A 25,408-nucleotide genomic window follows, 5' to 3' on the forward strand; every position below is an offset into this window, starting at 1 on the left:
CCGGTCGATTACCTGCGACGTAAGCAAATCGCGCGGCAGGCGCGGGCGTTTGCTCAGACCGGATACGCGTCGTCGACCTTCAGGTTCGCGAGCCGGAACAGCGTGCGCAGCGTCTGCGGATGAATGTCGCGGCGCGCGGCGAGCGACGTCAGAATGAAGTCGAGCACTTTCGCGTAGCGCAGCAGCACGAGGCACTGCACGAGGTCGGCGGTGCCGCCGCGCATCTCTTCGGCAATCCGGACCATCTGCGTGGACAGCGTGCGCGCCATCTCCAGTTCCATCTGCTGTTTCTCGGTCCAGTCCGGCAGCGGCTGTTCGAGCAGTTTCGCGAGAAAGATCTGGAACGACGTATCGGACGAATCGGGCAGCGCATCCATGACTGACCTCGTTGCTTGCGCGGATCGTTCGGGCGTCGAGCCGACGCGCCCGAGTTGGTTCGTTGCCGCGCCGGGCGGCGGCGCGGTGTTCGTATATCGGTGGAATGCAGATTTCGTACCAGCGGTGTGCGGTGCATCGCGCCTCGCCGCGCGGCGCCGCGTTACCGCCCGCGAAGTCCCGCCGCGACAGGGCCGGCACGCAGCGGCGCGCCGCGTCTGCACGATCGGTTGGGCGGAGGTCGCCGTTACGATCGGCGTCGAATGGACGAAATGCTTCACCGATGTAACGTAACGTCGGGACGAAACGCGCGCGCCGTTACCGTCGCCGCATAGGCGAAACCGGCCGGCGGCCCGCCGTGCAAGCGCGTGCAATGCGCGGGACCGGCCGGATGTCGCGGCATCGGACGACATCGTCGAGCGGCGGAACGCCGCCGAGAGGCGACCGATGTTTCATCCTCGACACCGATCCGGTTTCAGGTCCGCACGTGCGCCGCGCAGCGCCGCGCGTCGCGTCGCGGCAACTGGCCCTGCGCATACGCGGCCGACTGTCCATGGGCAGACCGTGCGCGTTCGCGAACAATCGCCGCATTACCCCGTTCGAGGTTCGCGATGACCGCTCACACCTTCTTGTCGGCCAATCTGCTGGTCGCCTATACGGCCTATTTCGTCGGCACGGCGAGCCCGGGCCCGAGCAATCTCGCAATCATGTCGGTCGCCGCGAACCATGGGCGAAAGGCAGCGCTGGCGTTCGCGCTCGGCGTCATTTCGGGATCGATGTTCTGGGCGACGATCGCCACGCTCGGCGTGTCGGCCGCGCTGCTCGCATGGTCGAAGCTGCTGGTCGCGATCAAGCTGTTCGGCGGCGTCTATCTGCTGTGGCTCGCATTCAAATCGGGCCGCACCGCGTTGTCGGCCACGGCGGCCGGTTCGCTGCAGCCCGCGCACGAACGGAAGCTGTCGCGTTTCTACGTGCGCGGCGCGATGCTGCATCTGACCAACCCGAAAGCGATTCTCGTGTGGGTATCGATCGTCGCGCTGTCGTCGAACGGCGCGGGCGCATCGCACGGCGCCGTCGTGCCGGGCTGCGTCGTCATCGGCTGCGTGGTGTTCGGCGGCTACGCGCTCGTGTTCTCGACCGATCGCGCGCGCCGGCTGTATGCGCGCGGCCGGCGCGCGATGGAAGCGTGTCTCGCGGTCGTGTTCGGTGCGGCAGGGCTCAGGCTGCTCGCATCGAACGTGTAACGCGGCGCGGCCCGCGTCGTCGCGGCCGCCGTCGTCGCCGGGCCAGCGCTCGCCGGAACCGCGCCCGCAGCACGGACGCGCGGTGGAGCGCCGTCGCGTGCGGCTGTGGCACCGCACGCGCACGTCGGACCGCGTCGGACTGCGTCAGAAAATGAAGCCCGTATTGATGAACTTCGAGTAGTGGTCGGACACGATCGTATCGAGCAGCTGCTTGCTCGCGTCGGTCTGCTTCGCCGCGACCATCGACCGGATCGAGAACGCGCGCAGCGCGTCGGTCACCGACAGCGTGCCTTCGGCCGAATCCTTGCGACCGGCGAACGGGAACACGTCGGGGCCGCGCTGGCACTGGCAATTGATGTTCACGCGGCACACCTGGTTCACGAGCGGATCGACGAGCGCGCCGATCTGCTGCGGATCGGACCCGAAGATGCTGACCTGCTGGCCGTGATCGGACGTCGTCACGTAGTCGAGCGCGGTTTCGACGTCGTCGAACGGCGCGACCGGAATGATCGGCCCGAACTGCTCCTCGCGATACAGCTTCATCCCTTCGGTTACCGGATACACGACGGCCGGGTAGAACAGCGTCTTGCAGAACACGCCGCCCGAATCGTTGACCACCTGCGCGCCGTGCGCCTTCGCATCGTCGATTGCGTCCGTCATGTACGCGGTGCGGTGCATGCCGGGCAGCGGCGTGATCGCGACGCCTTTCTCCCATGGCATGCCGATCTTCATCTGTTCGAGCGCGGCGATGAAGCGCTTCAGGAACGCGTCGACGATCGAGCGGTGCACGAGCAGCATCTTCAGCGCGGTACAGCGCTGGCCGTTGAACGACAGCGCGCCGAGCAGGCACTCCTTCACCGTGAGGTCGAGATCGGCGTCGGGCAGCACGATCGCCGCGTTCTTCGCGTCGAGCCCGAGAATCGCGCGCAGCCGATGCGACTTCGGATGCTGCTTCTTCAGGTGATCGGCGACCTTGCTCGAGCCGATCAGCGCGAGCACGTTGATCTTGCCCGACGCGAGCATGTGCGGGACGACCACCGCGCCCGGCGCATAGATCGTATTGATCACGCCTTTCGGGAACGCGTCGCGGAACGCTTCGAGCAGCGGCTCGAACAGCAGCGTGCCGTATTGCGGCGGCTTGAACACGACGGTGTTGCCCATCAGCAGCGCGGGAATCAGCGTCGCGAACGTCTCGTTCAGCGGATAGTTGTACGGTCCCATGCACAGCACGACGCCGAGCGGCGTGCGCCGGATCTGGCCGATCGTGCCTTCCGCGATCACGAAGCGCGAGTTCGCGTTGTCGAGCTCCTTCAGCGCGTCGATCGTCTGCGTCATGTACGTGACGGTGCGATCGAACTCCTTCTGCGAATCGGCGAGGCTTTTGCCGATCTCCCACATGATCAGGTTCACGACCAGCTCGCGCTGCGCGACCGTCCGCTTGATGAAGTCCTGCATGCACGCGATGCGCTGCTCGACCTTCATCGTCGGCCATTCGCCGCGGCCCGAGTCGTACGCGCGCACCGCGGCATCGAGCGCCGCGTCGCTTTCCGTTTCGCCCATCACCGGGTAGCTGCCGATCTCGACCTGCTCGACGCTGCCGTCCGGTTGCCGCACGCAGACGGGCGACAGCACCGTCTTCGTCGCGCCGTCCCACGGTCGCAGTTCGCCGTCGACCAGCGACACGCGCTGATGAATCGGCGAAGCGAGCCGGAATTCGGCCGGAATGTCTTGATAGGCGGGAAACAGCTGCTGCAGGGAGGCGGAATCGGGCATGACGGTCTCGTTTGACGGGTGTCCGGGGAGAAGGGCGGGCGATGCGGAATCCTGAGCGGAACCATCGTCGGTCCTGAATCGGCATGGTGACGCGGCGACGACGTCGCGTCACGCGCAGGTGCAGCGGGAACGACGGAAGGAACCGGTTCCATTAGAAAGCAACACAATCGCGATTGCAACATGGCGCGCCGTTGCTTTAACGGCGCGTAAGCATCCCGAAAGACTGTTGCGGAACGGCGCGTACAGTGTGTGCCGAAGCATGCGCAAACGTTTCGCATGGCCGGATTTGAACGGATAATGGCGCAGCGCGGACGAGCACGACGACAAGCGAACCTGAGAGAGCCGGTCGCAAACGACAAGAACGGCCGCCGCGCCGCCGATACGAGGTCGGCTGCCCGGCGCGCCGGGCTCGGGTTGCCCGGCCCGACGCACACCGGACACGGTTCGTCTGCTGCCGTTATTCGACGTCTTCGTCTTCGTCCGCATCGGCTTCGTCGCGCTGCGCGTCTCCCTTCGGCGCCGCATATGCGCTCGCTTGTTCGAGCAGCCATTCGCGGAACGACTCCAGCGGTTTGCTATGACTGAGCTCGGTCGGGTACACGAGGTAGTACGCGGAATCGCCGACCGTCGCCGCGTTGCACGGCATCACGAGGCCGAGCGCGTCGAGCTGCCCGTCGACGAAGAACTTCGGCACGAGCGCGATCCCGAGGCCGGCCGCGGCCGCGCTGATCAGCATCGTATGCAGTTCGTAGCGCACGCCCTGCATCGTGCGGATGTCGTCGATGCCGTGCGTGTCGAACCACTGCGCCCAGGCGCCGGGCCGCGTCGTCGAATGCAGCAGCGGATACGCGAGCAGATCCTCGACGCGCTGCACGGGGCCGTCGAGCAGCGCGGGCGAGCAGATCGGCACCACTTCCTCGCCGAACAGGTAATCGGACGACGTACCGGGCCAAGTCGGCTTGCCGTAGTGGATCGCGGCTTCGAAATGGGTGTCCTCGAACGAGAATAGATCGGTGCGGCTGCCCATGTTCACGCGCACGTCCGGCGTGCGGTCGTAGAAGCTCTTGATGCGCGGAATCAGCCAGTGCGATGCGAATGTCGGCAGCACCGCGAGCTCCAGGTAGCCGCCGCCGCTGCCGTGCGCGATGATCGACAGCGTGTCGCGATCGAGCGCCTCGAGCGCGCGGCGCACCTGCGTACCGTACAGCTTGCCTGCGCGCGTGAGCACCACGCGCTGCTTCACGCGCGCGAACAGCCGCACGCCGAGGCTCGCTTCGAGCGTCGCGATCTGCCGCGATACCGCGCTCTCGGTCAGGAACAGTTCCTTCGCCGCGTGCGTGAAGCTCTCGTGGCGCGCGGCGGCTTCGAAGGCCACGAGCGCGCCCATGTTCGGGATCTTGAATTTGCGCATGATGTTTCGGTTCGTATGACGGGCGAGACCGCGTCGCGCGCGGCGGAACGGCGCGTGACGAGTTGCCGATCATTCCAAAAACTCATCACGTGTCAATTTAATCTCGCTTTACCGGCTGCTGCAACCCTTTGAATAATGCATGCCACGCAAGGCTGCGCGCGCCCGGCGCGCCGGCCCACGACCGGCCGGCACGCTTGCCGGCGCTCCCGACACACGAGAATCCCGATGCGCAATCCGAATATCGACAGCCTGCTGACGAAACTGCTCGGCGACGCGAAAACCGACGCACTGTTCGCGACCCTCAACATGCCGTCCATCTTCGACGAATGGGAGCCCGGCGTCGCGACGCGCGCGGAAGTCGCGCAGGCAATGAACATGGCGCTGTTCGAAGGGCTGCTCGAACGGTCGGCGAACGGCCGCGCGTACACCGCCGATGCGGTCGCGAACGGCGGTTCGGTGTTTTTCGATCACGGCGCGCTGCGCACCGTGCGCTGGCCGCATACGGGCGCGCTGCCGCCCGGCGAAGCGGCGTTCACGCGCATCCTGCGCCCGCTCGGCTTTCGGCTGAACGGCCGCTATCCGCTCGACAAGCTCGGCATGACGGGCCGCGCGTACGCGCATGAAGACGCGCCCGACGAAATCGCGCAGTTCTTCGTCAGCGAACTGCATCCGGAGCGCTTCTCGAAGGAGTTCCAGCAGGCCGTGACGAACGTCGTGAGTTCGTCACGCGATCCGCTGACGCCGGCCGCCGTCGCGCAGCTGTGGGAGATCGAGCGCGAAGGCTGGCTGCCGCTCGATGCGGCGCACGCGCTGCTGCCGGTGATCGTCGGTGCGTTTGCGCGGCAGCACGACGTGCCGCACGAGCTCGATTACGAAACGCTGCTGCTCGAGTCGGCCGAGATGGCGTGGATCGCGACCGAAGGCAACGCGTTCAACCATGCGACCGATCGCGTGGCCGACGTGTTCGCGCTGTCCGACGAAGAAAAGGCGAAAGGCCGGCCGATGAAGCCGGAAGTCGAGCGCTCGCGCTCCGGGCGCGTGTTCCAGACCGCGTATCGCGCGGACCTCGTCGAGCGCGAGTTCCGCACGCGCGACGGCGGGATCGTGACGCGCAGCGTGCCCGGCTCGTTCTACGAATTCATCACGCGCCGCCGCACGTTCGATCAGGCGCAGCGCCGCTGGGTCACCGATCTGCGCTTCGATGCGGGCAATGCGCAGGGCATCTTCAAGATGACGGCGAACGCGGCGAAGTAATGCAAACGGGCCGGCGGCTGGAATAGCCGTCGGCCCGTTTGCATCGATGCGCGAGCTTCCCGCGTCGCACCCCTTGCCGGAAGCGTCAGGTCAGAACAGGTGCGTGACCAGATAGAACAGCACCAGCAGCCCGAACGGTACGCCGAGCAGCCACGCAATCAGATATTTGCCCATGTCGCCCTCCTTGTGGCCGCAGCGCGACGGCGCCGCGGCGGGGTGGTGTCGTCAGAGGCGTCGCCGCGCCCGTTACAGCTCGCGGTCGAAGTCCGCCAGCTGACGCTCGGCTTCGTCGCGCGCGATGCCGTAGCGCTCCTGGATCTTGCCGACCAGATAGTCGCGATTGCCTTCCGCGACCGCGAGATCGTCGTCGGTCAGCTTGCCCCACTTCGCCTTCAGCTTGCCCGTCAGCTGCTTCCACTGGCCCTTGATCTTGTCCTCGTTCATGGTGTGCTCCTGTGTGAATGAAGATTGGGAACGCGCGGCGGATCGCCGCGCGCACGCTTAGGCCTTCGCCTTCAGGCCGGATGCGTCGACGTGCTTCACGCCCTTCACCGCACGCGTGACGGCCACTGCCTTCTTCACGGCGGTCTTCGACGGCAGCACGCCGGTCAGCGTCACCACGCCGTCGACGGTCTTCACGCTGATGTCGACGCTCTTCACGCCGTCGGTCGTCGCGAGTTCGCTCTTGACCTTGGTGGTAATCCACGTGTCCGTCACCGGCTGGTTCGAGTCGGCCTTCGATTCCGCGGCGGTGCTATCGCTCGTCGAAGTCTGCGCGTGTGCGCTGATCACCGGCGCTGCGCCGAACAGAAGCGCCGCGCTGGCGGCAACGAGCGTCGAAAGATGGCGGGTTTTGTTCATGGCTGTTCTCCCTGAAAGTTGTTGACGTGATGGATAAACGACTGCGGCGCGGGGGCCGCGGGTTACCGTGCGATCGGCGTGTCGTAGCCGGGTTCGCGCGGCGGCATATCCGGGCGCGGCACGTCCGGCGGCAGCGGGACCGGCGGGTCCGTGCCCGGCGCCGGTTCGGGCGGACTGTCCGGTTGCGGCTCGGGCCGCGACGGATCGGGTGTCTGATGCAGCTTCATCGTGCTTCTCCTCTGTGGTTCTGGAGGGCAGCGCATGAGCGCCGATGTGTTACCAGCGTACCGGCCGGATTGCGCGCCGGCATCGCGCAAATTCACCGGGTCGATTAGTGCGTTTGCACTGGGGGACAGATTGGAACATGCGGCACCGGTGCGCGGCCGCGCGCGTTCGCCGCCGAGAAATCCGCGCCGGACAAGCGCGGCGCGGCTCGGCGGGATGCCGCACGGTGCCGCGAGCGGTGCGAATGTACTATTGCGGGTAGTGCATCGGCTCCTGCCGCGCATCTGCGCGACACGCGACCGCCGTCGCACGCGCCGGCCGGCACGTGACGGCGCGATGCGCGCTCGAGCCGCCGTCTTGCCGACTAAACGGACGATCGATCGATGGACGAACACGTAAACGAACAGGTGCTGAAGTCGCATACCGACCGGCGCCAGCTGCACCAGATCATCGCGGGGCTCACCGAAGGCGTGATCCTCGTCGAACCCGACCAGCGAATCGTGTGGGCGAACGAAGCCGCACTGACGATGCACGGCGTGACCGAGCTCGCCGCGCTCGGCGCGAACGTCACCGAGTATCGCGAGCGCTTCCGGCTGCGATACCGGAACAATCGTCCGGTGCGCGACGGCCACTATCCGATGGATCGCGTGATCGCGGGAGAGGAATTCAGCGACGTGACGGTCGAAGTCGAATCGGCCGCCGACGAGAACGTGAGCTGGGTTCACCGGATCCGCAGCCTCGTGCTGACGAACGCCGCCGGCGAGCCCGACTGCCTCGCGCTGATCCTGCACGACGCAACGGAGTGGGCGAGCGCCGAGGAGCGCTTCGAGCGCACGTTCAACGCGAACCCGGCGCCGGCCGCGATTTGCCGGCTCGACGATCTGCGCTACGTGAAGGTCAATCAGGGCTTCCTCGACATGATGGGCTACGCGCGCGACGACGTGCTCGGCCGCTCCGTCTACGAGGTCGACGTGCTCGAGCAGGCCGAGCGGCGCGAACTGGCGATCGAGCGGCTCGGCCAGCGCGCGACGATCCCGCAGATGGAGGCGGTGCTCAAGCGCGCGGACGGCGACACGCGGGCCGTCGTCGTCGCCGGGCAGCCGATCGACATGAACGGCGAGGCGTGCATGCTGTTTACGTTCATGGATCTCGAGCCGCGCAAGCAGGCCGAGCTCGCGCTGCGGCAGAGCGAGGAGCGTTTCGCGAAGGCATTCCGGATGTCGCCGGTCGCGACCGCGATCGTCACGGCCGACCGTTTCGAGCTGCTCGACGTGAACGATGCGTTCGTCGAGATGATCGGTCATGCGCGCGACGATCTGCTCGGCAAATCCGCGGACGAGATCTCGCTGTGGGCCGAGCGCGACGCGCGGCAGCGCATCGACGAACAGCTCGCGCGCGACGGCAGCGTACGCAGCGCGGACGTGCGGATCCGCACGCTCGACGGCGACGTGCGCGACTGCGTCGTGTCGGCCGAACCGGTCGCGATTCACGGACAGGACTGCCTGCTGATCGCGCTGCTCGACATCAGCGATCGCAAGCGCACCGAGATGGAGCTCGTGTATGCGATCGAGACCGCGATGCAGGATGCATCGTGGTTCAGCCGCACGCTGATCGAGAAGCTCGCGAACGCGCGGCGCGCGAATGCGCCCGATGCCGGCGCGCAGCTGTCGGACCTGACCGCGCGCGAGCGCGACGTGTTCGACCTGCTGTGCCACGGCCTCGCGGACAAGGAGATCGCCGGCCGGCTCGGGCTCGCGCCGAACACCGTGCGCAATCACGTCGCGACGATCTACGCGAAGCTCGACGTGCACAGCCGCGGCGAGGCGATCGTGTGGGCGCGCGAGCGCGGCATCGTCGGCGCGGCCGAAGCGAACGGCGCGCGCACCGACAAGGACGCGGCGAAGGACAAGGACTGACGGCGGCGCGGCGCGCGTCGCCGCCGGCCGCGCGCGGACGTCGGGGCGAATGCACCACGCAGGCTGGTGCATTCGCATCTGCCGCGACCGGCGCGCGCCTGCGATCCTGTCCGCTCGGCGGTGCGGCGCACGCTGCCGTGCCGTCGCTCTCCCCACCCACACAGGAGACGACCGATGGACAGAAATCGCATCGAGGGCAAGCTGAAGCAGGTCAGAGGCTCGCTCAGGGAAGCGCTCGGCAAGGTGACCGGCGACCGCGACGCGGAAGCGCAAGGCCTGGCCGAGCAGCGCGCGGGGCGGATGCAGGAGAAGGCCGGCGAGGCGGCCGACGCGGTGCGCGAACGCACGGGCAGCGAGCGCCGCTGACGGGTGCCCGTCGTGCGCCGACGAGCAGTAGCGCGCCGCGCGTTGCCGAAGCCGGATGATTCTCGATCGGCATGATCGCGTCGCGCGGCCGCATGCGACGGCCGCGCCGATACCGGCCGACGTCGCGGCGCTCCGGCCGCGCGTGGTACAGCGTCGCCGCGGCAGCACGCTCGCGGACTTGATGACGATTCGTCACTACATAGTTCCGATATTTCGTTTGCGGCACGCGTATTGGCTACCCACAATGCGTTCGCCTCTTTCGCGCTGAAAGGTTCTCCGGAGACGGAACCGCGACGACCGGGCCGGGCGTTCGGCGCGCGTACGCCGTCGTCGGCCGCGCGCGACGTCGACGGTGCGCAGGAGGTCGCCGACGCGTACGCGTCGCGTTCCGACCCATAAAAACCAAGGACAGCCCGATGACGTTCCGCATTCGTTCGCTTTCCGGCGTCGTACTGAGCGCCGCGATCCTCGCATTCGACCTGGGCGCGGCTCACGCGCAGGAGACGATCGTCAAGGTCGGCGTCGCCGGCCCGCTGACCGGCGGCGGCGCCGCGTACGGCAAGGACATCGAGAACGGCGTGCGGATGGCCGTCGACGAGGCGAATGCGGCGCGCACGACGATCGGCGGCAAGCCGGTGAAGTTCGTGATCGCGTCGCAGGACGACCAGAGCGATCCGCGCATCGGCGTGCAGGCGGCGCAGCAGCTCGCCGACGCGCAAGTGGCCGTCGTGATCGGCCACTTCAATTCGGGCACGACGCTGCCCGCGTCGAAGATCTACGCGAAGGCCGGCATTCCGATGATCACGCCGTCGGCAACCAATCCCGACATTACGCGCGCGGGGCTCGGCACCGTCTATCGCGTGATCGCGACCGACACGCAGAACGCCGGCAATGCGGGCGTCTATGCGGCGACCGTGACCAAGGCGAAGCGCATCGCGATCATCGACGATCGCACCGCGTTCGGCCAGGGCGAGGCGGACGAATTCGAGAAGGCGGTGAAGGCGAACGGCGGCACGATCGTCGCGCGCGAGTTCACGAACGACAAGGCAGTCGATTTCAGCGCGCAGCTCACGAAGATCAAGAGCACGAACGCGGACCTGGTGTTCTTCGGCGGCCTCGACGCGCAGGCCGCGATGCTCGTGAAGCGCATGCGCCAGCTCGGCATCCGCGCGCAGTTTCTGGCCGGCGGCGGCGTGATGAACGCGAACTTCATCAAGCTCGCCGGCAACGCGGCCGAAGGCGCGGCCGTGTGGGAATACGGGCAGCCGCTGTCGCGGCTCGCGAAGGGCAAGCTGTTCGAAACGAAATTCAGGCAGAAGTACGGCGTCGACATGCTCGCGTATGCACCGTTCGCGTACGACGCGACGTGGATCGCGATCGGCGCGATGCAGAAGGCGAACTCGACGAAGCCGGCCGATTTCAACGGCGCGCTGAAGAGCACGCGCTACGACGGGATTACCGGCACGATCGCGTTCACCGACACGGGCGATCTGAAGAATCCGAGCTCGACGCTGTACGAAGTGAAGAACGCCGCGTGGCAGCCGGTCACGACCAAGTCGGCGGACTGAACGCGTGCGTGCGTTCCCTATCGCCGTGCCGGCGGACATGCTGAAATACCGTCGCCGACCGGCGGCGGTCACTGCGCACGCGCCTGCTCGCGCGCTGCGGCGCATGGCCGGACGCGCGCGGGACGTCGCGCGCGGCGCGGCACGAACCCTCATCGGGCGCGGCCGGTCGGCCGCGTCCTTTACGTGAAACCGGAGTCAGTCGTGAGTTCTCAAGTCGTCATCGTCGGCGGTGGTGTGATCGGCAGCTCGATCGCGTACTTCCTGCGTGCCACCGATCCGACGGTATCCGTCACCGTCATCGAACGCGATCCCAGCTATGCGAAGTCGTCGTCGGCGCTGTCGGCCGCGTCGATTCGCCAGCAGTTCTCGACGCCGCTGTCGGTCCAGATGTCGCTGTTCGGCATCGAGTTTCTGCGCACGATCGGCGAGCGGCTCGAGGTCGACGGAAACCGGCCGTCGATCGATCTGCACGAAGGCGGCTATCTGTTTCTCGCGACGCCGGCCGGCGACGCAACGCTGCGCGACAACCATGCGCTGCAGATCGGCCTCGGCGCCGATATCCGGCTGATGGACCGCGATGCGCTGAAGGCGAAATTCCCGTGGCTGAACGTCGACGATCTCGTATCGGGCGCGTACGGTGCGAGCGGCGAAGGATGGTTCGACGGCTACGGGCTCGTGCAGGCGCTGCGGAAGAAGGCGCAGGCGCTCGGCGCGCGGTATGTCGCCGCCGACGTGACCGGCGTCGTGCGCGACGGCCGCAAGGTCACGCACGTCGTGACGGGCGACGGCGAGCGCTACGCGTGCGACACGCTCGTCAATGCGGCCGGCGCGTGGGCGCGCCCGCTGTCGGCGATGATGGGCATCGACATTCCCGTGTATGCGCGGCGGCGGAGCATCTTCAACGTGTCGTCGCCGGCGAAGCTCGCGGATTGCCCGCTGCTGATCGATCCGACCGGCGTGTATTTCCGGCCGGAAGGGCGCACGTACATCTGCGGCACGTCGCCGAGCCCGGATCGCGACCCGGACGATCTGCCGCTCGACGAAGTCGATCACGACCTGTTCGACGACGTGATCTGGCCGACGCTCGCGCACCGCGTGCCGGAGTTCGAGGCGCTGCGCGTCGAGAACTGCTGGTCCGGATACTACGAATACAACGTGTTCGACCACAACGCGATCATCGGATATCACCCGGACCTCGACAACGTGGTGTTCGCGAACGGCTACAGCGGGCACGGACTGCAGCAGGGGCCGGCAACCGGGCGCGGCGTGAGCGAACTGATTCTCGGCGGGCGGTATCGGACGCTCGACCTGTCGTCGCTCGGCTGGGCGCGCGTGCTGGAAAACCGGCCGATCGTCGAAAAGAACGTCGTGTAGCGGCGTGACCGCCCGGTGTGGCGGGCGGGATTCTCCTTGCTTTAAACCCGTTGGCCCGGTGTGTCGTCGGGCCTTTTTTCGTTTTCGGGGCGCGGGTGAAGGCGGGTTGCGCGACGCTTCGGTGGGCGGCTGTCGCGAGTTTGGTCGCCCGTGGGCTACAGAAGCGGGTGGTTTGTTGGGGGCTGTGTCCCGAGGGCTACAGAATGCAGAATCGCGAATTGTGCTCTCTGGGCTACAATTAATCGCCATTCGTCGAATCTCGTCGCCCAGGGGCTACAAATGACCACACTATCCGATGTCGGGGAGATGCTGAAGGAAGCGCGTCGCGCGGCCGGTCTTTCCCAGCGAGAGTTGGCCGAGCGCGCCGGCATCGCACGCACGACGCTTGCCCGCATGGAGACGCTCGCGCGAGGCGATATGAGCGTGTCCGCGCTGGTACGTGCGCTCGAGGCAGCCGGGTACGATCTGCGCGTGGTCCGGCGCGGACATACGCGGACGCTGGACGACGTTCTGGCTGAACAGCGCAACGGAGGCTGACCGCATGCGCGTTCACGTCCATGTCAAAGGCAAACTCGTCGCGCATCTTTATCGCCACGCGGATGATTACGCGCTCCGTTACATCGCCGGCGCGAGCGCCGACGACTTCGTCAGCCTGACGATGCCCGTCCGCGAAGATGCGTGGGTATGGCCTCGCGATCTGCATCCGTTCTTTCGTCAGAACCTGCCGGAAGGCTTTCTTCTTCAGGTGATCCGCGAGGAGTTCGGTCCGTATCTCGACGGCACGGATCTTTCGCTGCTGGCCGTCATCGGCGGCTCGGGCATCGGCCGGGTAACCGTCTCGTCCGACGGCGGCGCGCCGGGCGGCGAACTCGATCCGCTCGACGTGCAGCACCTGCTGCACGAAGACATCACGACGGCCCGTTTCGCGGAACTGGTGCGGTACTACGCACGCGCGGCGATTTCGGGCGCCGTGCCGAAATTTCTTGCGCCCGAAGTGTCGCCGGACCGTGCGCGTGTCGGCAAGCAGACGTTGCGTACCAGCCGGCACATCATCAAGGGCTCCGACGAGCAAACGCCGTATCTGGGTTTCAACGAGCACTACTCGATGCAAGTGCTCGGAAGGCTGGGCGTTGCCCGCGTCGCGAAGACGACGATGTCCGACGATGGACGCGTGCTGGTCGTGGACCGGTTCGATGTCGACGAGCACGGCAAGCCGGCGCTTGGCGTGGAGGATGCGTGCAGCCTGCTCGGTCTGCCTCCGCACGAGAAGTACCGCCCGTCGACCGAACAGGTTCTGAACGCGACCAAGCCCTACGTCGGCGCCGCCGGTTGGCGGCGGCAGGCGGAACAGCTCGGCTGGCTGCTCCTCACCAATTACGTCGTGCGCAACGCGGACTGCCACGCGAAGAATATCGCGCTCCTCTATTCGGGCATCGACGACGTCGTGTACGCGCCCGCGTACGACATCGTCACCACGGAGGCTTACCCGCGCTTTGCGAACAACCCGCCCGCGCTCAGTGTGGACGGACGCAAGACATGGGCGCCCGGGAAGACGCTCGAGCGTTTCTTCAATACCCGGCTCGGAATCCCGCCGAGGCAATATCGCGAGATGGTCGACACGCTGTGCGATTCCGCAGTGGACACCGGGAAAGACGTCGTCGAAGCGGCGAAAAACGATACGCGGTGGCACTGGATAGCGAAGCAGATGCTGCATGCCTGGAACGAAGGGATGGCTTCCCTGCGCAGCCCGAAACCGCAGGTCGCGCTGCGAGCGCTGACGCCGGTCATCGAAGCCGCCGGTTTCTCCGACGCGGACAAAGCCGACAACGGCCGGGAAGTGATCGGGCGCTCGGAACTGCTCGGCGAACGCGGCAAAGACGCCTGACGCCGGCGTTGCCGGACTGCGGTCGACCGCTGCGCGCTCAAGATTGCGCGCGGACGTCCGTTAAGTATTGTTTAGTCGAATAACCAACAACGCCGTCGGTGCGTAGCCGCGTCGCTCATCGTGACGCACGTTTTCGACCATCCGGGGAATCGCTTTATGTCTCGCATCGTTGGAATTGACCTGGGCACGACCAACAGCCTGATCGCCGTGTGGCGCGATGATCGCGCGGAACTGATCCCGAACGGTCTCGGTGAATACCTGACGCCGTCGTGCGTTTCGATCGATGCGGACGGTTCAGTGCTGGTCGGCCAGGCTGCGCTGGAGCGCCGCAGCACGCACCCCGACCGCACGGCTGCGAGCTTCAAGCGCTACATGGGTACGGAGCGAAAACTGCATCTCGCCGATCGCTTGTTCCGGCCCGAAGAGCTGTCGTCGCTGGTGCTGAGATCGTTGAAGGCCGACGCCGAAGCGTGGCTGAAGGAGCCGGTGACGGATGCCGTGATCGCGGTGCCCGCGTACTTCAACGACGCGCAGCGCAAGGCGACGCGCGTCGCCGGCCAGCTCGCCGGCCTGAACGTGCTTCGGCTGATCAACGAACCGACGGCCGCCGCGCTCGCTTACAGCGTGCACGAGCGCGACGGGGAACGAAAATTCCTGATCTTCGATCTGGGCGGCGGCACGTTCGACGTGTCGGTACTCGACTACTTCGAAGGGGTGATGGAAGTGCGAGCGAGCACCGGCGACAACCATCTCGGCGGCGACGATTTCACGCAGGCACTGTGCGACCTGTTTCGCCGCAAGTGCGGCATCGCATCGAACGACCTGTCGGCGGTCGATGAACAGCGCCTCTGGCGCCAGGCCGAGCAAGCAAAGCGACGCGTGACCACGAGCGACGGCGCATCGATTGCCGTCGAATTGCGCTCGGGTGACGCGAATCACGCGGCCGAGCTGGACCCTGCCGACATCGAGCGCATGTTCGAGCCGCTGCTCGACAAGTTGCGCAAGCCGGTCGAGCGCGCACTGCGCGATGCGAAGATTCCGCTCGGCGAACTCGACGAGATCATCATGGTCGGTGGCGCGACGCGTATGCCGGCAGTGCGCAGGCTCGTGTCCCGGATGTTCGGGCGGCTGCCCGCCGGCCATTTGAACCCGGACGAAGTCGTCGCGCTCGGCGCCGCGGTGCAGGCCGGGCTCGTCGGGCGCGATGCCGCACTCGACGAAATGGTGATGACGGACGTCGCACCGTACAGCCTCGGCATCGATACGGCGATCCAGGTCGGCGGCGACGAGTTCTCGAGCGGGCATTTCTCGCCGATCATCGAACGCAACACGATCGTTCCGGTGAGCCGTGAACAGCAGGTCGTCACCATTCGCGATCGCCAGCAATTTCTCGTGATCAAGGTGTATCAGGGCGAATCGCGGCTGACCCGCGACAACATCCTGCTCGGCGAGCTGAAGCTCGAAGTGCCGCTGAAGCCCGCCGGGCAGGCCGGCGCCCGAATCCGCTTCACGTACGACGTGAGCGGCGTGCTCGAAGTCGAGGCCACCGCGTTTCCCGACGGTGTGACGCGCAAGCTCGTGATCGAGGAGAACCCGGGTGTCATGACGCGGGAGGAAATCGATCGCTGCCTCGCGGCCCTCGCGTCGCTGAAGATCCATCCGCGCGATCAGCTCGAGAACCGCACCGTGCTCGCGCGCGCCGACCGCGTGTACGAGGAATTGCTTGGCGAACCGCGCCGCTATCTCGCGACGCAAGTTGCGCGCTTTCACTCGATGCTCGAACGGCAGGCGTTCGACGAGATTCCTCGTGTGCGGCGAGAGCTGAACACCGTGCTCGATCAGATCGAAGCCACGTTCACGCAATGAGTGGAGAAAACATGAACCAATGGCCGTGGAGCGTTCTCGAAACCGACGCCGGCGCAGACGAGCGTACGGTGCGCCGCGCGTATGCGCGCATCCTCAAACAGCAGCGGGCGGACGACGATCCCGATGCGTTTCAGGCATTGCGCAACGCGTACGAGCACGCGTTGCAGCTAACGCGCAACGCGGCTGCAGAAGGCACGACGGTAGCGGTCGACGCCGCTGCGCCGGAACCGGCTCGGCAGGGTGTGAATGAAGCGTCGGGCGCCGATACGCGCGACGTCGCGCCATCCGTGGTGGCCGAGCGGCCGCCCGTGCGGCAGCGAACGCCGTCGACGGACTCGCTGCCGCTGCACGCATCGGATCCCGCGGCCGAGGCCGCGCAAATATGGGCCGAATTCACTGCGGATGCAGCGAGCGTCACGTCGCGGCGCGAAATCAAGGTGCTGTTCGGATCGATCGTCAATATCGCGTTGCGCGACGAACTCGAGTGGGCGGCGCTGATGTACTGCCTGCGCGACGACATCCCGCCCGACAGCCGCACCGATATTGCGGACGCGTTGAACTGGCGCGACAACGCCGCGCATCTGTTCGCGCGCAACGCATATCTGGCGGGGCAGGCGCTGTCGAAAATCTTCGCGCAGGAGGAATATGCGCAGGCCCGGCGCCATTTTCCGCACGCGGTCGCCCTGCTGGAGCGACCGTCGCCGCGGTTGGCGAAGGCGCTGTTCGCGCTTCGCGCGCGCACGCGCCATCGGGAGATGGAGCAGCTGCTGTACGCGTTGCAGGTGTCGTTCGGCAACGCGCGGAACCTGCGGTTCGACGGCGAGCGGATCGCTTTCTGGCGCAACGCGTGTTTGTTGCGGACGAAAGCGATACACCTGTGCATGACGGCACCGGCGGCCGGACTGTGGTGCGGCCTGTTGCTCGAAAAAGCGCTGTCGGGGCTCGCTCCGGCGGGCGTCGGCGGTCGATCCTGGACGGCGCAAGGATCGATCGCGGTCTTCGCGATGCTGCTGACGACGCTCGTGTATGGCATCGTCGAATTTCGTGCGCCGACGCTTTCGCAACGTTGGCGCCGCGTCGCGCGAGAACGCATGCCGGTGCGTTACGGCTGGATCGTATTGTGGGTGGCGGCAACCTGCGCCGCGTATGCGGATAGCCGAATGGGCGCTGTGACGTCGGCCGCGTTGGCGGCGCTGTCCATCGCAACCTGGTGGGCGCTCGCCGTGCATGGGTGGCCGCGTCTGGCGGGGCTCGCCATCATCGCCGTGTATGCGGCGTGCGGATTCGGCTTCGTCGGCTATTACATGCTATTCGCCAGCGGCTCGTGGATGGTGCCGCTCGGGCAGGCCGTCCTGTACGGCATGTTCGCAGGTTTCGTGCAGATGGAGCTGCACGCAATGGTCGAGCGGCGGCGTGCGTTGCGCATCGCGGCGACCGTCGCGTGGTTTGCCGCAGGCGTGACGGTCGCATTCTCGCTGATGGGCATGCAGCTGTCGGACTTCAGTCCGGCGTGGTCCGAGCCGACCTGGAGCGCGTATGCCGCATTGATCGTTGTCGGCAGCATGCTCGGAACGATGCAGTGGGCACAACTGGGCCAGATCCTGCCACAGACCTTTCTGGGGCTGATGTACATGCTGTGGACGGCCCTCGCGATCGCCCAGCCGCGGTTCGCCGCATTCGTCGCGCTCTGTCTGATGAGCTACTGGATCGTACAGGGCATGCGACGACAGCACGTAGCGGTAAAGGATCGAACGACGTGAGCGCGATCGTTGCGCGGGACCGTTTCATCGCTCCCGCGCACGAACCCGAAACGGACCCCGGCACCTCCTCTCCGCCCCGTTAAGTTTCCACTAAGACAACCCGCGCAAAATGCACGGCATGCCGCCGCCGGCGCTCCGCACGGCAACGCGGTTTCACAGCGCCGCAGCGAAGCCCGCGCATCGCAATCGACCGTCGACGGAGACGAACGTGACACGACAAGGCGTCACTTACTCGTTGCATCACATCGGCATTCCGACCGAGCAGCGGCTCGCCGGCGAACGATACGCGCGTGCCGCCGGGATGTATACGACCGACGATCCGACCGGCCCGCTGCCGATTCAATGGCACCGGTTCGAGCCCGATTCGCCGCTGCATCCGCTCGTGCGCAGTCAGCCGCATGTCGCGTACAAGGTCAGCGATCTGGCGGCTGCGATCGACGGACACACGGTGATCCTCGGGCCGTACGAGCCGATCGACGGCTATCGCGTCGCGATGATCGACAACGCGGGCGTGCCGGTCGAGTTCATCGAAACGACGCTTTCCGACGCCGAAATCTGGCGCCGCGCAACAACCGGCGAAAGCGCGTCGCTCTATCGATGACAGCGGCGCCGGACGACCGGCAACCGATCGTCCGGCACGGGCATCGACGAGAGACGGATCGATTTCCCGACCGACAGCCGATGCGCGCCGCTCAGCCGAGCCAGCCCTTGATGCTTGCCGCCATCGCATCGGCGGAGATTCCGTAGCGCCGATGCAGCGTCGGCAACGCGCCTGCGGCGAGGAACGCGTCGGGCAGCGCGATCTGCCGGAACGGTGCGGCCACGCCCGCACCGAGCAGCGTGCTCGCGACCGCTTCGCCGAGACCGCCGATCTGCGTATGGTTTTCCGCTACGACCACCATGCGCCCCGTGCGCCGCGCTTCGCGAAGAATCGTCGCCGTATCGAGCGGCTTGATGGTCGGCACGTGCAGCACGGCGACGTCGACGTTGTCGGCCTCGAGGGCCTTTGCGACTTCGAGCGAACGCATCGTCATGATCCCGGACGAGATCAGCAGCACGTCGTTGCCGTCGCGCAGCAGCTTCGCGTTGCCGAGTTCGAACGTGTAGTCGTATTCGTCGAGCACGACCGGCACGTTGCCGCGCAGCAGGCGCGCGTACACGGGTCCGTCGTGCGCGGCGATCGCCGGCACCATCTGTTCGATGTCGACCGCGTCGCACGGATCGATCACGGTCATGTTCGGCATCGCGCGCATCAGCGCAAGATCCTCGGCGGCCTGGTGGCTCGGGCCGTAGCCGGTCGTGAGGCCGGGCAGCGCGCAGATCAGCTTCACGTCGAGATTGTCCTCGGCGATCGCCTGATGGATGAAGTCGTATGCACGGCGCGTCGCGAACACCGCATACGTCGTGACGAACGGCTGCGCGCCTTCGTGCGCGAAGCCGGCGGCCGCGCCCATCAGCAGCTGCTCGGCCATGCCCATCTGGTAGTAGCGGTCGGGGAATTCCTTCGCGAAGACGTGCAGATCGGTGTACTTGCCGAGGTCGGCGGTCATGCCGATCACGTCGGGCCGGGTTCGCGCGAGCGCCGACAGCGCATGCCCGAACGGTGCCGAACGGGTGGCCTGTCCTTCGGCGGCGATCGACGCGATCATCGCGGACGTTTTCAGGCGCGTGGTGTTGCCGGCGGTGCTCATGCTCGTCTCCCTGCTTCGAGTGCGTCGAGCGCGAGCTTCCACTCGTGCGCGTCGACGCGGATGAAATGATTCTTCTCGCGCGCTTCGAGGAACGGCACGCCGCGCCCCATCTTCGTATCGCAGACGACGATGCGCGGCTGCGGCCGGTCATGATCGCGCGCATTGTCGAACGCGCGCTTCACCGCGTCGATGTCGTTGCCGTCGACGCGCTGCACGTACCAGCCGAACGCTTCGAGCTTGTCGACGAGCGGCTCGAACGCCATGATCTGCGTCGACGGGCCGTCGGCCTGCTGATTGTTGACGTCGACGATCGCGATCAGGTTGTCGAGCTTCCAGTGCGCGGCGGACATCAGCCCTTCCCAGATCGCGCCTTCGTCGAGCTCGCCGTCGGAGAACAGCGTGTAGACGAACGCGTCCGAACCCTTGCGCTTGAGCCCGAGGCAGCGGCCGACCGCGATCGTCAGGCCTTGCCCGAGCGAGCCGCCGGACATTTCCATGCCGGGCGTATAGCTCGCCATGCCGGACATCGGCAGGCGGCTGTCGTCGCTGCCGTAGGTTTCGAGTTCGTCGGCCGGCAGGATGCCGGCCTCGAGCAGCGCCGCGTACAGCGCGATCGCATAGTGGCCGTTCGACAGCAGGAAACGGTCGCGGCCGTCCCATTCGGGATCGTCGGCGCGGTAGCGCATCGCACCGAAATACGCGACGGCGAGCACGTCGGCGATGTCGAGCGCCTGGCCGATATAACCCTGGCCCTGCACTTCGCCCATCAGCACGGCGTTTCTTCGGATGCGGTACGCGCGCTCGGCGAGCGTGACCGCTTCATGGACGGCTTCGGTATCCATCGATAGCTCCAGTTTGGTTCGGAAAGAGGCGAGTCGGATCAGCGATTCACCGAGCGCGGCACCAGGAACACCAGCAGCGCGCCGAGCGTGACCGCGACGGAAATGAACACGAGGCCGGCGGTGGATTTGCCGGTCAGGTCGTTCAGCCAGCCGACGATCGCGGGCGAGAAGAAGCCCGCGAGGTTCGCGAAGCAATTGACCGCCGCGATGCCGGCCGCGGCCGACATCCCGCCCAGCAGGGCGGTGGGCAGCGACCAGAACTGCGATGACGACGCGAGAATGCCGGCGGACGCGATGCTCAGGCACACGATCGACGCGGCGACGCTGCCGAGCGCCGGCAATGCCGCAAAACCGGCTGCCGAGATCAGCATCGGCACCGCGAGATGGAGACGGCGTTCGCGGCGGCGATCGGCGCTGATGCCGATCAGCGGCAGCGCGACGATCGCGCACGTGTACGGAATCGCGGTGAACAGGCCGACCCACAGCGGATCGGCGACGCCGGCCTTGCGGATGATCGTCGGCAGCCAGAACGTGAGGCCGTACTGGCCGAGCACGACGCAGAAATAGATCGCGGCCATCAGCCACAGCCGGCGGTCGCCGATGAACGCGCGAATCGATCCGTGCGCGGTCTTGTGCTCGGCATCGGCCGACACGTTGCGCGCGAGCAGCGCCTTCTCCGCGTCGGTCAGCCACCTGGCGTGCGCGATCCCGTCGTCGAGATAGAACAGGATCGCGAAGCCGAGCACGAGCGACGGCAGCGCTTCGAGCAGGAACAGCCACTTCCAGCCGGCCATCGACATCGCGCCGTGCAGCGCATGCATGATCGCGCCCGACAACGGCCCGCCGACGATCCCGGCCAGCGGAATCGCAATGAAGAACAGCGACAGCGCCTTCGCGCGCCGCTCGGACGGAAACCAGTACGTCAGATAGAGGATCACGCCCGGTGCGAAGCCCGCCTCGGCGACGCCGAGCAGAAACCGCAGCACGTAGAACATGGTCGGCGACTTCACGAACACGAAGCTCGCGGAAATCACCGCCCACGTCAGCATGATGCGCGCGAGCCAGCGCCGCGCGCCGACCCGATGCAGGATCACGTTGCTCGGCACCTCGAACAGGAAGTAGCCGAGAAAGAAGATGCCCGCGCCCATCCCGTACACGGTCTCGCTGAAGCGCAGGTCGCCGAGCATCTGCAGCTTCGCGAAGCCGACGTTCACGCGGTCGAGATACGCGCCCAGATAGCACAGCATCAGGAATGGAATCAGCCGCCGGGCGACCTTCGCATACGTCGCGGCTTCGAACGTCTTCGAATCGTCTCGCTGCAGCACGTCGCCGGGAACCGGCGGTGCGGTGTACTTTGCTCTCATCTTCGTCTCCTGCCATGGCCCCGCGGTCGTCCGCGGGTGCGCGATGTGCGGCGTCGCATGTCGCGGCGCCGTGCTCAGTGGATCAGCATGCCGCCGTTGACGTCGAGCGTGATGCCGGTCAGGTAGCTCGACAGGTCGCTCAGCAGGAACAGGCACGCGTTCGCGACGTCGGCCGCGTCGCCGAGCCGGCCGAGCGGAATGCCGTTGACGATGTCGTCGCGCATCGCGGGCGTGAGCTTGTCGCCGGTGATGTCGGTCTGGATCAGGCCCGGCGTGATCGAATTGATGCGGATACGGTCGGGGCCGAACTCGCGCGCCATCGCTTTCGCGAGGCCGAGCACGCCGGCCTTCGCGGCGCTGTAGTGCGGGCCGCCGAAGATGCCGCCGCCGCGCTGCGCGGACACCGACGACATGCACACGATGCTGCCGCCGCGCTGCTCGCGCATCGCCGGAAGCACCGCCTGCGACATGTACAGCGTGCCGCGCAGGTTCACGTCGACGATCGCGTCGAAGTCGCGCGCGGCGATGTCCATCGTGCGAACGGGCTGCGTGATGCCCGCGTTGTTCACCAGGCCGTCGATGCGGCCGTAGCGTTCGAGCGTCGCGCGGGCCGCGGCGACGCATGCGTCGCGGTCGGTCACGTCGCACGCGAGGCCGAGATGGTCGGCGCCGAGGTCGGCGGCCGCCGCCCGCGCGTCTTCCTCGCGAAGGTCGAGGATCGCCACGCGCGCGCCGTGCGCGGCGAGCGCGCGGGCGGTGGCCTTGCCGATACCGCGCGGCGACGCCGCGCCTGTCACGATGATGATCCGGTTCTCGAGCAACATCGGTCGTCTCCTGTGTTGATGTTGCGCTGAGTGTCGGCTTGTGCGACACCCGCATCAACGCGGAAACGCTCAACCATAGTTGAGAAAATTTCAGATGACGCCGCACCGGCCGCCGCGTGCCGCAGCGCAATATCGCAATCGGCGCGCGGCGTCGGCCGTCAGCGTGCGTGGTGCTGCGTCGCGACTTCGCGCTCGATCCATGCGAGGAAGCGCTTCACGCGCGGCAGTTCGGCGTTTGCCTCGGGTAAACGAGATGATGCGCGCCGACTTCGACCGCATGGCGGTCGCCGAATACGGGCACGAGCAGGCCGTCGCGGATCTTCGCGGACGCGAGCATCAGGCTTTCGAGCGCGATGCCGAGGCCGAGCGCTGCGGTTTCGAGCGACATGTACGAACGATCGAACGAAAAATCGAACGTCTTCTGCGTCGCGAGCGATACGCCGGTCCGACCGAACCACTGCTTCCACTGGACGAGCGGCGTTTCGGAATAGATGAGCCGGTGCGCGAGCAGATCTTCGGGGGCATGGACCGGATGCCGTTCGAGGTAGCGCGGCGCGGCGAGCGGCGCGATGAATTCGCCGCGCACGGTCCGGACTTCGAGGTTGTCCCAGTTTCCGTAGCCGTGTCTGACGTCGATGTCGTAGAAGCCGTTCGAGAACGATACGTTCTCGTACGAGCACGCGAGGTTCAGCTGAATGTCGCCGTTTGCCTGCTGAAACGACGACAGCCTCGGCAGCAGCCACATCAGCCCGAAGCTCGGGCTCGAATGCACGCGGAGAATGTCGACTTCGGTGCCGCTCGATGCGCGCTCGGTCGCGCGGCTCAGATCGGCCAGCGAACCCGTCACGTCGGCCAGATAGCGCTCGCCGGTCGGCGTGAGCACGAGCCCGCGCCCGGAACGCTGGAACAGCGGCTGCCCGATCAGCGACTCGAGGTTGCTCAGCTGATGGCTGACTGCCGATGCGGTCAGGCCGAGCTCGTCGGCCGCGCGATTCACGCTCTTGGTTCGGGCAACGCTTTCGAACGCGATGATCGCCTTCAGCGGTGGGATGCGCATGATGAAATCCGGGAATCGGCGGCAGCGGAACGGAGTCGTCCGTCGGCAGCTGATGGATCGCGCGGCACGGACGACGGTCGATTGCCTCGCATTATCCATCGTTCGTGGGCCGTGCACGATGTGGGGGCGGGAGGGGCGGCTGAAAGGCTCCGTCGTTTGCCCCGCATCGCGGCCTGATGAATTGATGACCAAACCGCAAGACCTAGTGCGTAGATATCGTTTGCGGCGGCGTTAATGACTGTCGACAATCGTGGCTCGCGTCGGTCGCCGCTGCGCGGGAAGCGCGGGCGGCCGGCGCGCGGAGGCCTTCGCCGCCGCCAACCGCATCGGGCCCACGACGACATGTACGCGTTCACTCCTTCGTTCCAGCAACCGGCCGGCTCGCCGATCCGCGAGCTGTTCAAGTACCTCTCCGAGCCGGGGATGATCTCGTTCGCGGGCGGCTATCCGGCCAGCGACCTGTTCGACGTCGACGGACTGAATGCGGCGGCCGCGCGTGCGTATGCGCAACCGGTGCGCTGCCTGCAATACGGGCCGACCGACGGCCTCGCGGAATTGAAACAGCAGTTGATCGCGCTGATGGCGCGCCGCGGCGCCGCGTGCACCGCATCCGAACTGCTCGTCACGACCGGCTCGCAGCAGGGCCTCGACCTGCTGCTGCGCGTGATGGTGTCGCCCGGCGATGTCGTGCTGACCGAACAGCCGGCCTATCCGGCGACGCTGCAGGCGATGCGCATGCAGCACGCGCGCATCGTGACGCTCCCGGTCGACGGCGACGGTCTCGACGTCGACCGGCTCGGCACGCTGCTCGCATCGGGTGAGCTGACGCAGCCGAAGCTGCTGTACACGGTGCCGACGTTCGCGAATCCGACCGGCGCGACGCTCGCGCGCGAACGGCGGATGAAGCTGCTGCGCCTCGCCGTGCAATACCGCTTCCTGATCGTCGAGGACGATCCGTACGGCGACCTGCGTTTCGCGGGCGAAGCCGTGCCGTCGCTGCTCGCGCTCGCCGGCGAAGTGGACGGCGCGCGCGACTGGATCGTGCACTTCGCGAGCCTGTCGAAGATCGTCGCGCCGGGGCTGCGAGTCGGCTGGACGATCGCGCCGGCCGACATCGCGCGGCGCTGCGTGATCGCGAAGCAGACGGTCGATCTGTGCAGCGCGCCGTGGACGCAGGCGACGGCCGCCGAGTATCTGGCCGACGGCGCGCTCGAACGTCATCTGCCGCGCATCGCGCACGCGTACCGGCGCAAATGCGATGCGATGTGCGACGCATTGCGCGACGGCTTCGGCGATGCAATCGAGTTCCATCGTCCCGAAGGCGGGATGTTCGTGTGGGCGCGGCTCGGCGCCGTGTCGTCGGCTGCACTGCTGCAGCACGCGATTGCGAACAAGGTCGTGTTCGTGCCCGGCAGCGCGTTCTTCGCGGACAACGTCGACGACGCATCGCTGCGCCTGTCGTTCGCCGCACCGGACGTCGATGCGATCCGCGAAGGCGTCGCGCGCCTCGTGCGCGCGTATGGTGCGGCGCTCGCCGCGTGAGGACGCAAACAATGAACGTCATCTTCAACGACATCGCGCAGCGGGACGACACATCGCGCGCCGCGGGAATCGAGCCGGTCGAGCACCGTTCGTCGCAGATCGGCGCGGGGCCGCAGTATGTCGTCGACGTGCTCGGCCGGTTCGCATCGGAGCCTGCCGATGCCGTCGATACACCGGACGCCGCGCCGGTCGTGCTCGGCTACAACTGAG

Annotated in this window: 23 protein-coding genes and 1 pseudogene; 13 read left to right on the forward strand and 11 right to left on the reverse strand. The window is 66.7% G+C overall.

Going from position 1 to position 25,408, the window contains the following annotated elements; genetic code table 11:
- Window positions 1-53 precede the first annotated feature (53 nt).
- Complete coding sequence (locus BUB20358_RS00830) at window positions 54-377, reverse strand: hypothetical protein (RefSeq protein WP_006766793.1); 324 nt, start codon at window positions 375-377, stop codon at window positions 54-56.
- Between the two features lie 609 nt (window positions 378-986).
- Between BUB20358_RS00830 and BUB20358_RS00835 the strand changes: the two genes are divergently transcribed.
- Entirely contained in the window at window positions 987-1,619 is a 633-nt protein-coding gene (locus BUB20358_RS00835) for a LysE family translocator (RefSeq protein WP_035974894.1), read from the forward strand.
- Window positions 1,620-1,763: 144 nt separating this feature from the next.
- Here BUB20358_RS00835 and BUB20358_RS00840 read toward each other — a convergent pair whose 3' ends face one another.
- Together BUB20358_RS00840 and BUB20358_RS00845 are read right to left on the reverse strand one after the other, a co-directional pair.
- Window positions 1,764-3,392 carry an NADP-dependent glyceraldehyde-3-phosphate dehydrogenase gene (locus BUB20358_RS00840; protein ID WP_006766794.1) on the reverse strand — a complete coding sequence of 543 codons (1,629 nt, stop codon included), beginning with the start codon at window positions 3,390-3,392 and terminating at the stop codon, window positions 1,764-1,766.
- A gap of 457 nt (window positions 3,393-3,849) precedes the next feature.
- Window positions 3,850-4,803 carry a LysR substrate-binding domain-containing protein gene (locus tag BUB20358_RS00845; protein WP_006766795.1) on the reverse strand — a complete coding sequence of 318 codons (954 nt, stop codon included), beginning with the start codon at window positions 4,801-4,803 and terminating at the stop codon, window positions 3,850-3,852.
- Window positions 4,804-5,028: 225 nt separating this feature from the next.
- On the opposite strand from BUB20358_RS00845, the gene BUB20358_RS00850 reads away from it, so the two are divergent.
- On the forward strand, window positions 5,029-6,057 hold the full coding sequence (locus tag BUB20358_RS00850) for a DUF1338 domain-containing protein (protein ID WP_035974897.1): 1,029 nt from the start codon (window positions 5,029-5,031) through the stop codon (window positions 6,055-6,057).
- Window positions 6,058-6,303: 246 nt separating this feature from the next.
- On the opposite strand, the gene BUB20358_RS00855 is transcribed toward BUB20358_RS00850, so the two are convergent.
- From BUB20358_RS00855 to BUB20358_RS00865, 3 genes are all read right to left on the reverse strand, one after another.
- Entirely contained in the window at window positions 6,304-6,501 is a 198-nt protein-coding gene (locus tag BUB20358_RS00855) for a CsbD family protein (RefSeq protein WP_006766797.1), read from the reverse strand.
- A gap of 57 nt (window positions 6,502-6,558) precedes the next feature.
- Window positions 6,559-6,918: a BON domain-containing protein gene (locus BUB20358_RS00860; RefSeq protein ID WP_006766798.1), complete on the reverse strand. Its 360-nt coding sequence runs from the start codon at window positions 6,916-6,918 to the stop codon at window positions 6,559-6,561.
- Window positions 6,919-6,980: 62 nt separating this feature from the next.
- Window positions 6,981-7,145, reverse strand: coding sequence for a hypothetical protein (locus tag BUB20358_RS00865; protein ID WP_165802982.1), 165 nt, complete (start codon window positions 7,143-7,145; stop codon window positions 6,981-6,983).
- 381 nt (window positions 7,146-7,526) lie between these two features.
- On the opposite strand from BUB20358_RS00865, the gene BUB20358_RS00870 reads away from it, so the two are divergent.
- The 9 genes from BUB20358_RS00870 to BUB20358_RS00910 all read left to right on the forward strand — a co-directional run bounded on the left by BUB20358_RS00870 (window position 7,527) and on the right by BUB20358_RS00910 (window position 18,479).
- Window positions 7,527-9,059, forward strand: coding sequence for a helix-turn-helix transcriptional regulator (locus BUB20358_RS00870; RefSeq protein WP_006766799.1), 1,533 nt, complete (start codon window positions 7,527-7,529; stop codon window positions 9,057-9,059).
- Between the two features lie 174 nt (window positions 9,060-9,233).
- Complete coding sequence (locus tag BUB20358_RS00875) at window positions 9,234-9,425, forward strand: CsbD family protein (protein WP_035974902.1); 192 nt, start codon at window positions 9,234-9,236, stop codon at window positions 9,423-9,425.
- A gap of 416 nt (window positions 9,426-9,841) precedes the next feature.
- A complete protein-coding gene (locus tag BUB20358_RS00880) occupies window positions 9,842-10,993 on the forward strand; it encodes a branched-chain amino acid ABC transporter substrate-binding protein (protein WP_006766801.1) in 1,152 nt (383 codons plus the stop codon).
- Between the two features lie 201 nt (window positions 10,994-11,194).
- Complete coding sequence (locus BUB20358_RS00885; RefSeq protein WP_035974903.1) at window positions 11,195-12,367, forward strand: NAD(P)/FAD-dependent oxidoreductase; 1,173 nt, start codon at window positions 11,195-11,197, stop codon at window positions 12,365-12,367.
- Window positions 12,368-12,646: 279 nt separating this feature from the next.
- Window positions 12,647-12,904, forward strand: coding sequence for a helix-turn-helix domain-containing protein (locus BUB20358_RS00890; protein WP_035974905.1), 258 nt, complete (start codon window positions 12,647-12,649; stop codon window positions 12,902-12,904).
- 4 nt (window positions 12,905-12,908) lie between these two features.
- On the forward strand, window positions 12,909-14,252 hold the full coding sequence (locus BUB20358_RS00895) for a type II toxin-antitoxin system HipA family toxin (RefSeq protein ID WP_006766803.1): 1,344 nt from the start codon (window positions 12,909-12,911) through the stop codon (window positions 14,250-14,252).
- A gap of 156 nt (window positions 14,253-14,408) precedes the next feature.
- On the forward strand, window positions 14,409-16,118 hold the full coding sequence (locus BUB20358_RS00900; RefSeq protein WP_035974907.1) for a molecular chaperone HscC: 1,710 nt from the start codon (window positions 14,409-14,411) through the stop codon (window positions 16,116-16,118).
- 11 nt (window positions 16,119-16,129) lie between these two features.
- Complete coding sequence (locus tag BUB20358_RS00905; protein ID WP_035974909.1) at window positions 16,130-17,878, forward strand: hypothetical protein; 1,749 nt, start codon at window positions 16,130-16,132, stop codon at window positions 17,876-17,878.
- A gap of 208 nt (window positions 17,879-18,086) precedes the next feature.
- Window positions 18,087-18,479: a VOC family protein gene (locus BUB20358_RS00910; protein WP_035975410.1), complete on the forward strand. Its 393-nt coding sequence runs from the start codon at window positions 18,087-18,089 to the stop codon at window positions 18,477-18,479.
- A 91-nt stretch (window positions 18,480-18,570) separates the two neighbouring features.
- Here BUB20358_RS00910 and BUB20358_RS00915 read toward each other — a convergent pair whose 3' ends face one another.
- The 5 genes and pseudogenes from BUB20358_RS00915 to BUB20358_RS00935 all read right to left on the reverse strand — a co-directional run bounded on the left by BUB20358_RS00915 (window position 18,571) and on the right by BUB20358_RS00935 (window position 23,656).
- Complete coding sequence (locus BUB20358_RS00915; protein WP_035974911.1) at window positions 18,571-19,569, reverse strand: transketolase family protein; 999 nt, start codon at window positions 19,567-19,569, stop codon at window positions 18,571-18,573.
- Window positions 19,566-20,411: a transketolase gene (locus BUB20358_RS00920; RefSeq protein ID WP_006766808.1), complete on the reverse strand. Its 846-nt coding sequence runs from the start codon at window positions 20,409-20,411 to the stop codon at window positions 19,566-19,568. Before BUB20358_RS00920 ends, BUB20358_RS00915 begins: the two co-directional genes overlap by 4 nt.
- 38 nt (window positions 20,412-20,449) lie before the next feature.
- Window positions 20,450-21,775 carry an MFS transporter gene (locus BUB20358_RS00925; protein ID WP_006766809.1) on the reverse strand — a complete coding sequence of 442 codons (1,326 nt, stop codon included), beginning with the start codon at window positions 21,773-21,775 and terminating at the stop codon, window positions 20,450-20,452.
- 74 nt (window positions 21,776-21,849) lie between these two features.
- Window positions 21,850-22,599 carry an SDR family NAD(P)-dependent oxidoreductase gene (locus BUB20358_RS00930; RefSeq protein WP_006766810.1) on the reverse strand — a complete coding sequence of 250 codons (750 nt, stop codon included), beginning with the start codon at window positions 22,597-22,599 and terminating at the stop codon, window positions 21,850-21,852.
- A 158-nt stretch (window positions 22,600-22,757) separates the two neighbouring features.
- A pseudogene (locus tag BUB20358_RS00935) lies at window positions 22,758-23,656 on the reverse strand (LysR substrate-binding domain-containing protein).
- A gap of 342 nt (window positions 23,657-23,998) precedes the next feature.
- Here BUB20358_RS00935 and BUB20358_RS00940 point away from each other — a divergent pair.
- Both BUB20358_RS00940 and BUB20358_RS00945 read left to right on the forward strand, forming a co-directional pair.
- A complete protein-coding gene (locus tag BUB20358_RS00940) occupies window positions 23,999-25,198 on the forward strand; it encodes an aminotransferase-like domain-containing protein (RefSeq protein ID WP_006766812.1) in 1,200 nt (399 codons plus the stop codon).
- 11 nt (window positions 25,199-25,209) lie between these two features.
- Window positions 25,210-25,407 (forward strand): hypothetical protein, encoded by a 198-nt coding sequence (locus BUB20358_RS00945; protein WP_035974914.1) that lies wholly within the window; start codon window positions 25,210-25,212, stop codon window positions 25,405-25,407.
- Window position 25,408 lies beyond the last annotated feature (1 nt).

Source organism: Burkholderia dolosa (genome assembly GCF_902499135.1).
GTDB classification, from domain to species: domain Bacteria; phylum Pseudomonadota; class Gammaproteobacteria; order Burkholderiales; family Burkholderiaceae; genus Burkholderia; species Burkholderia dolosa.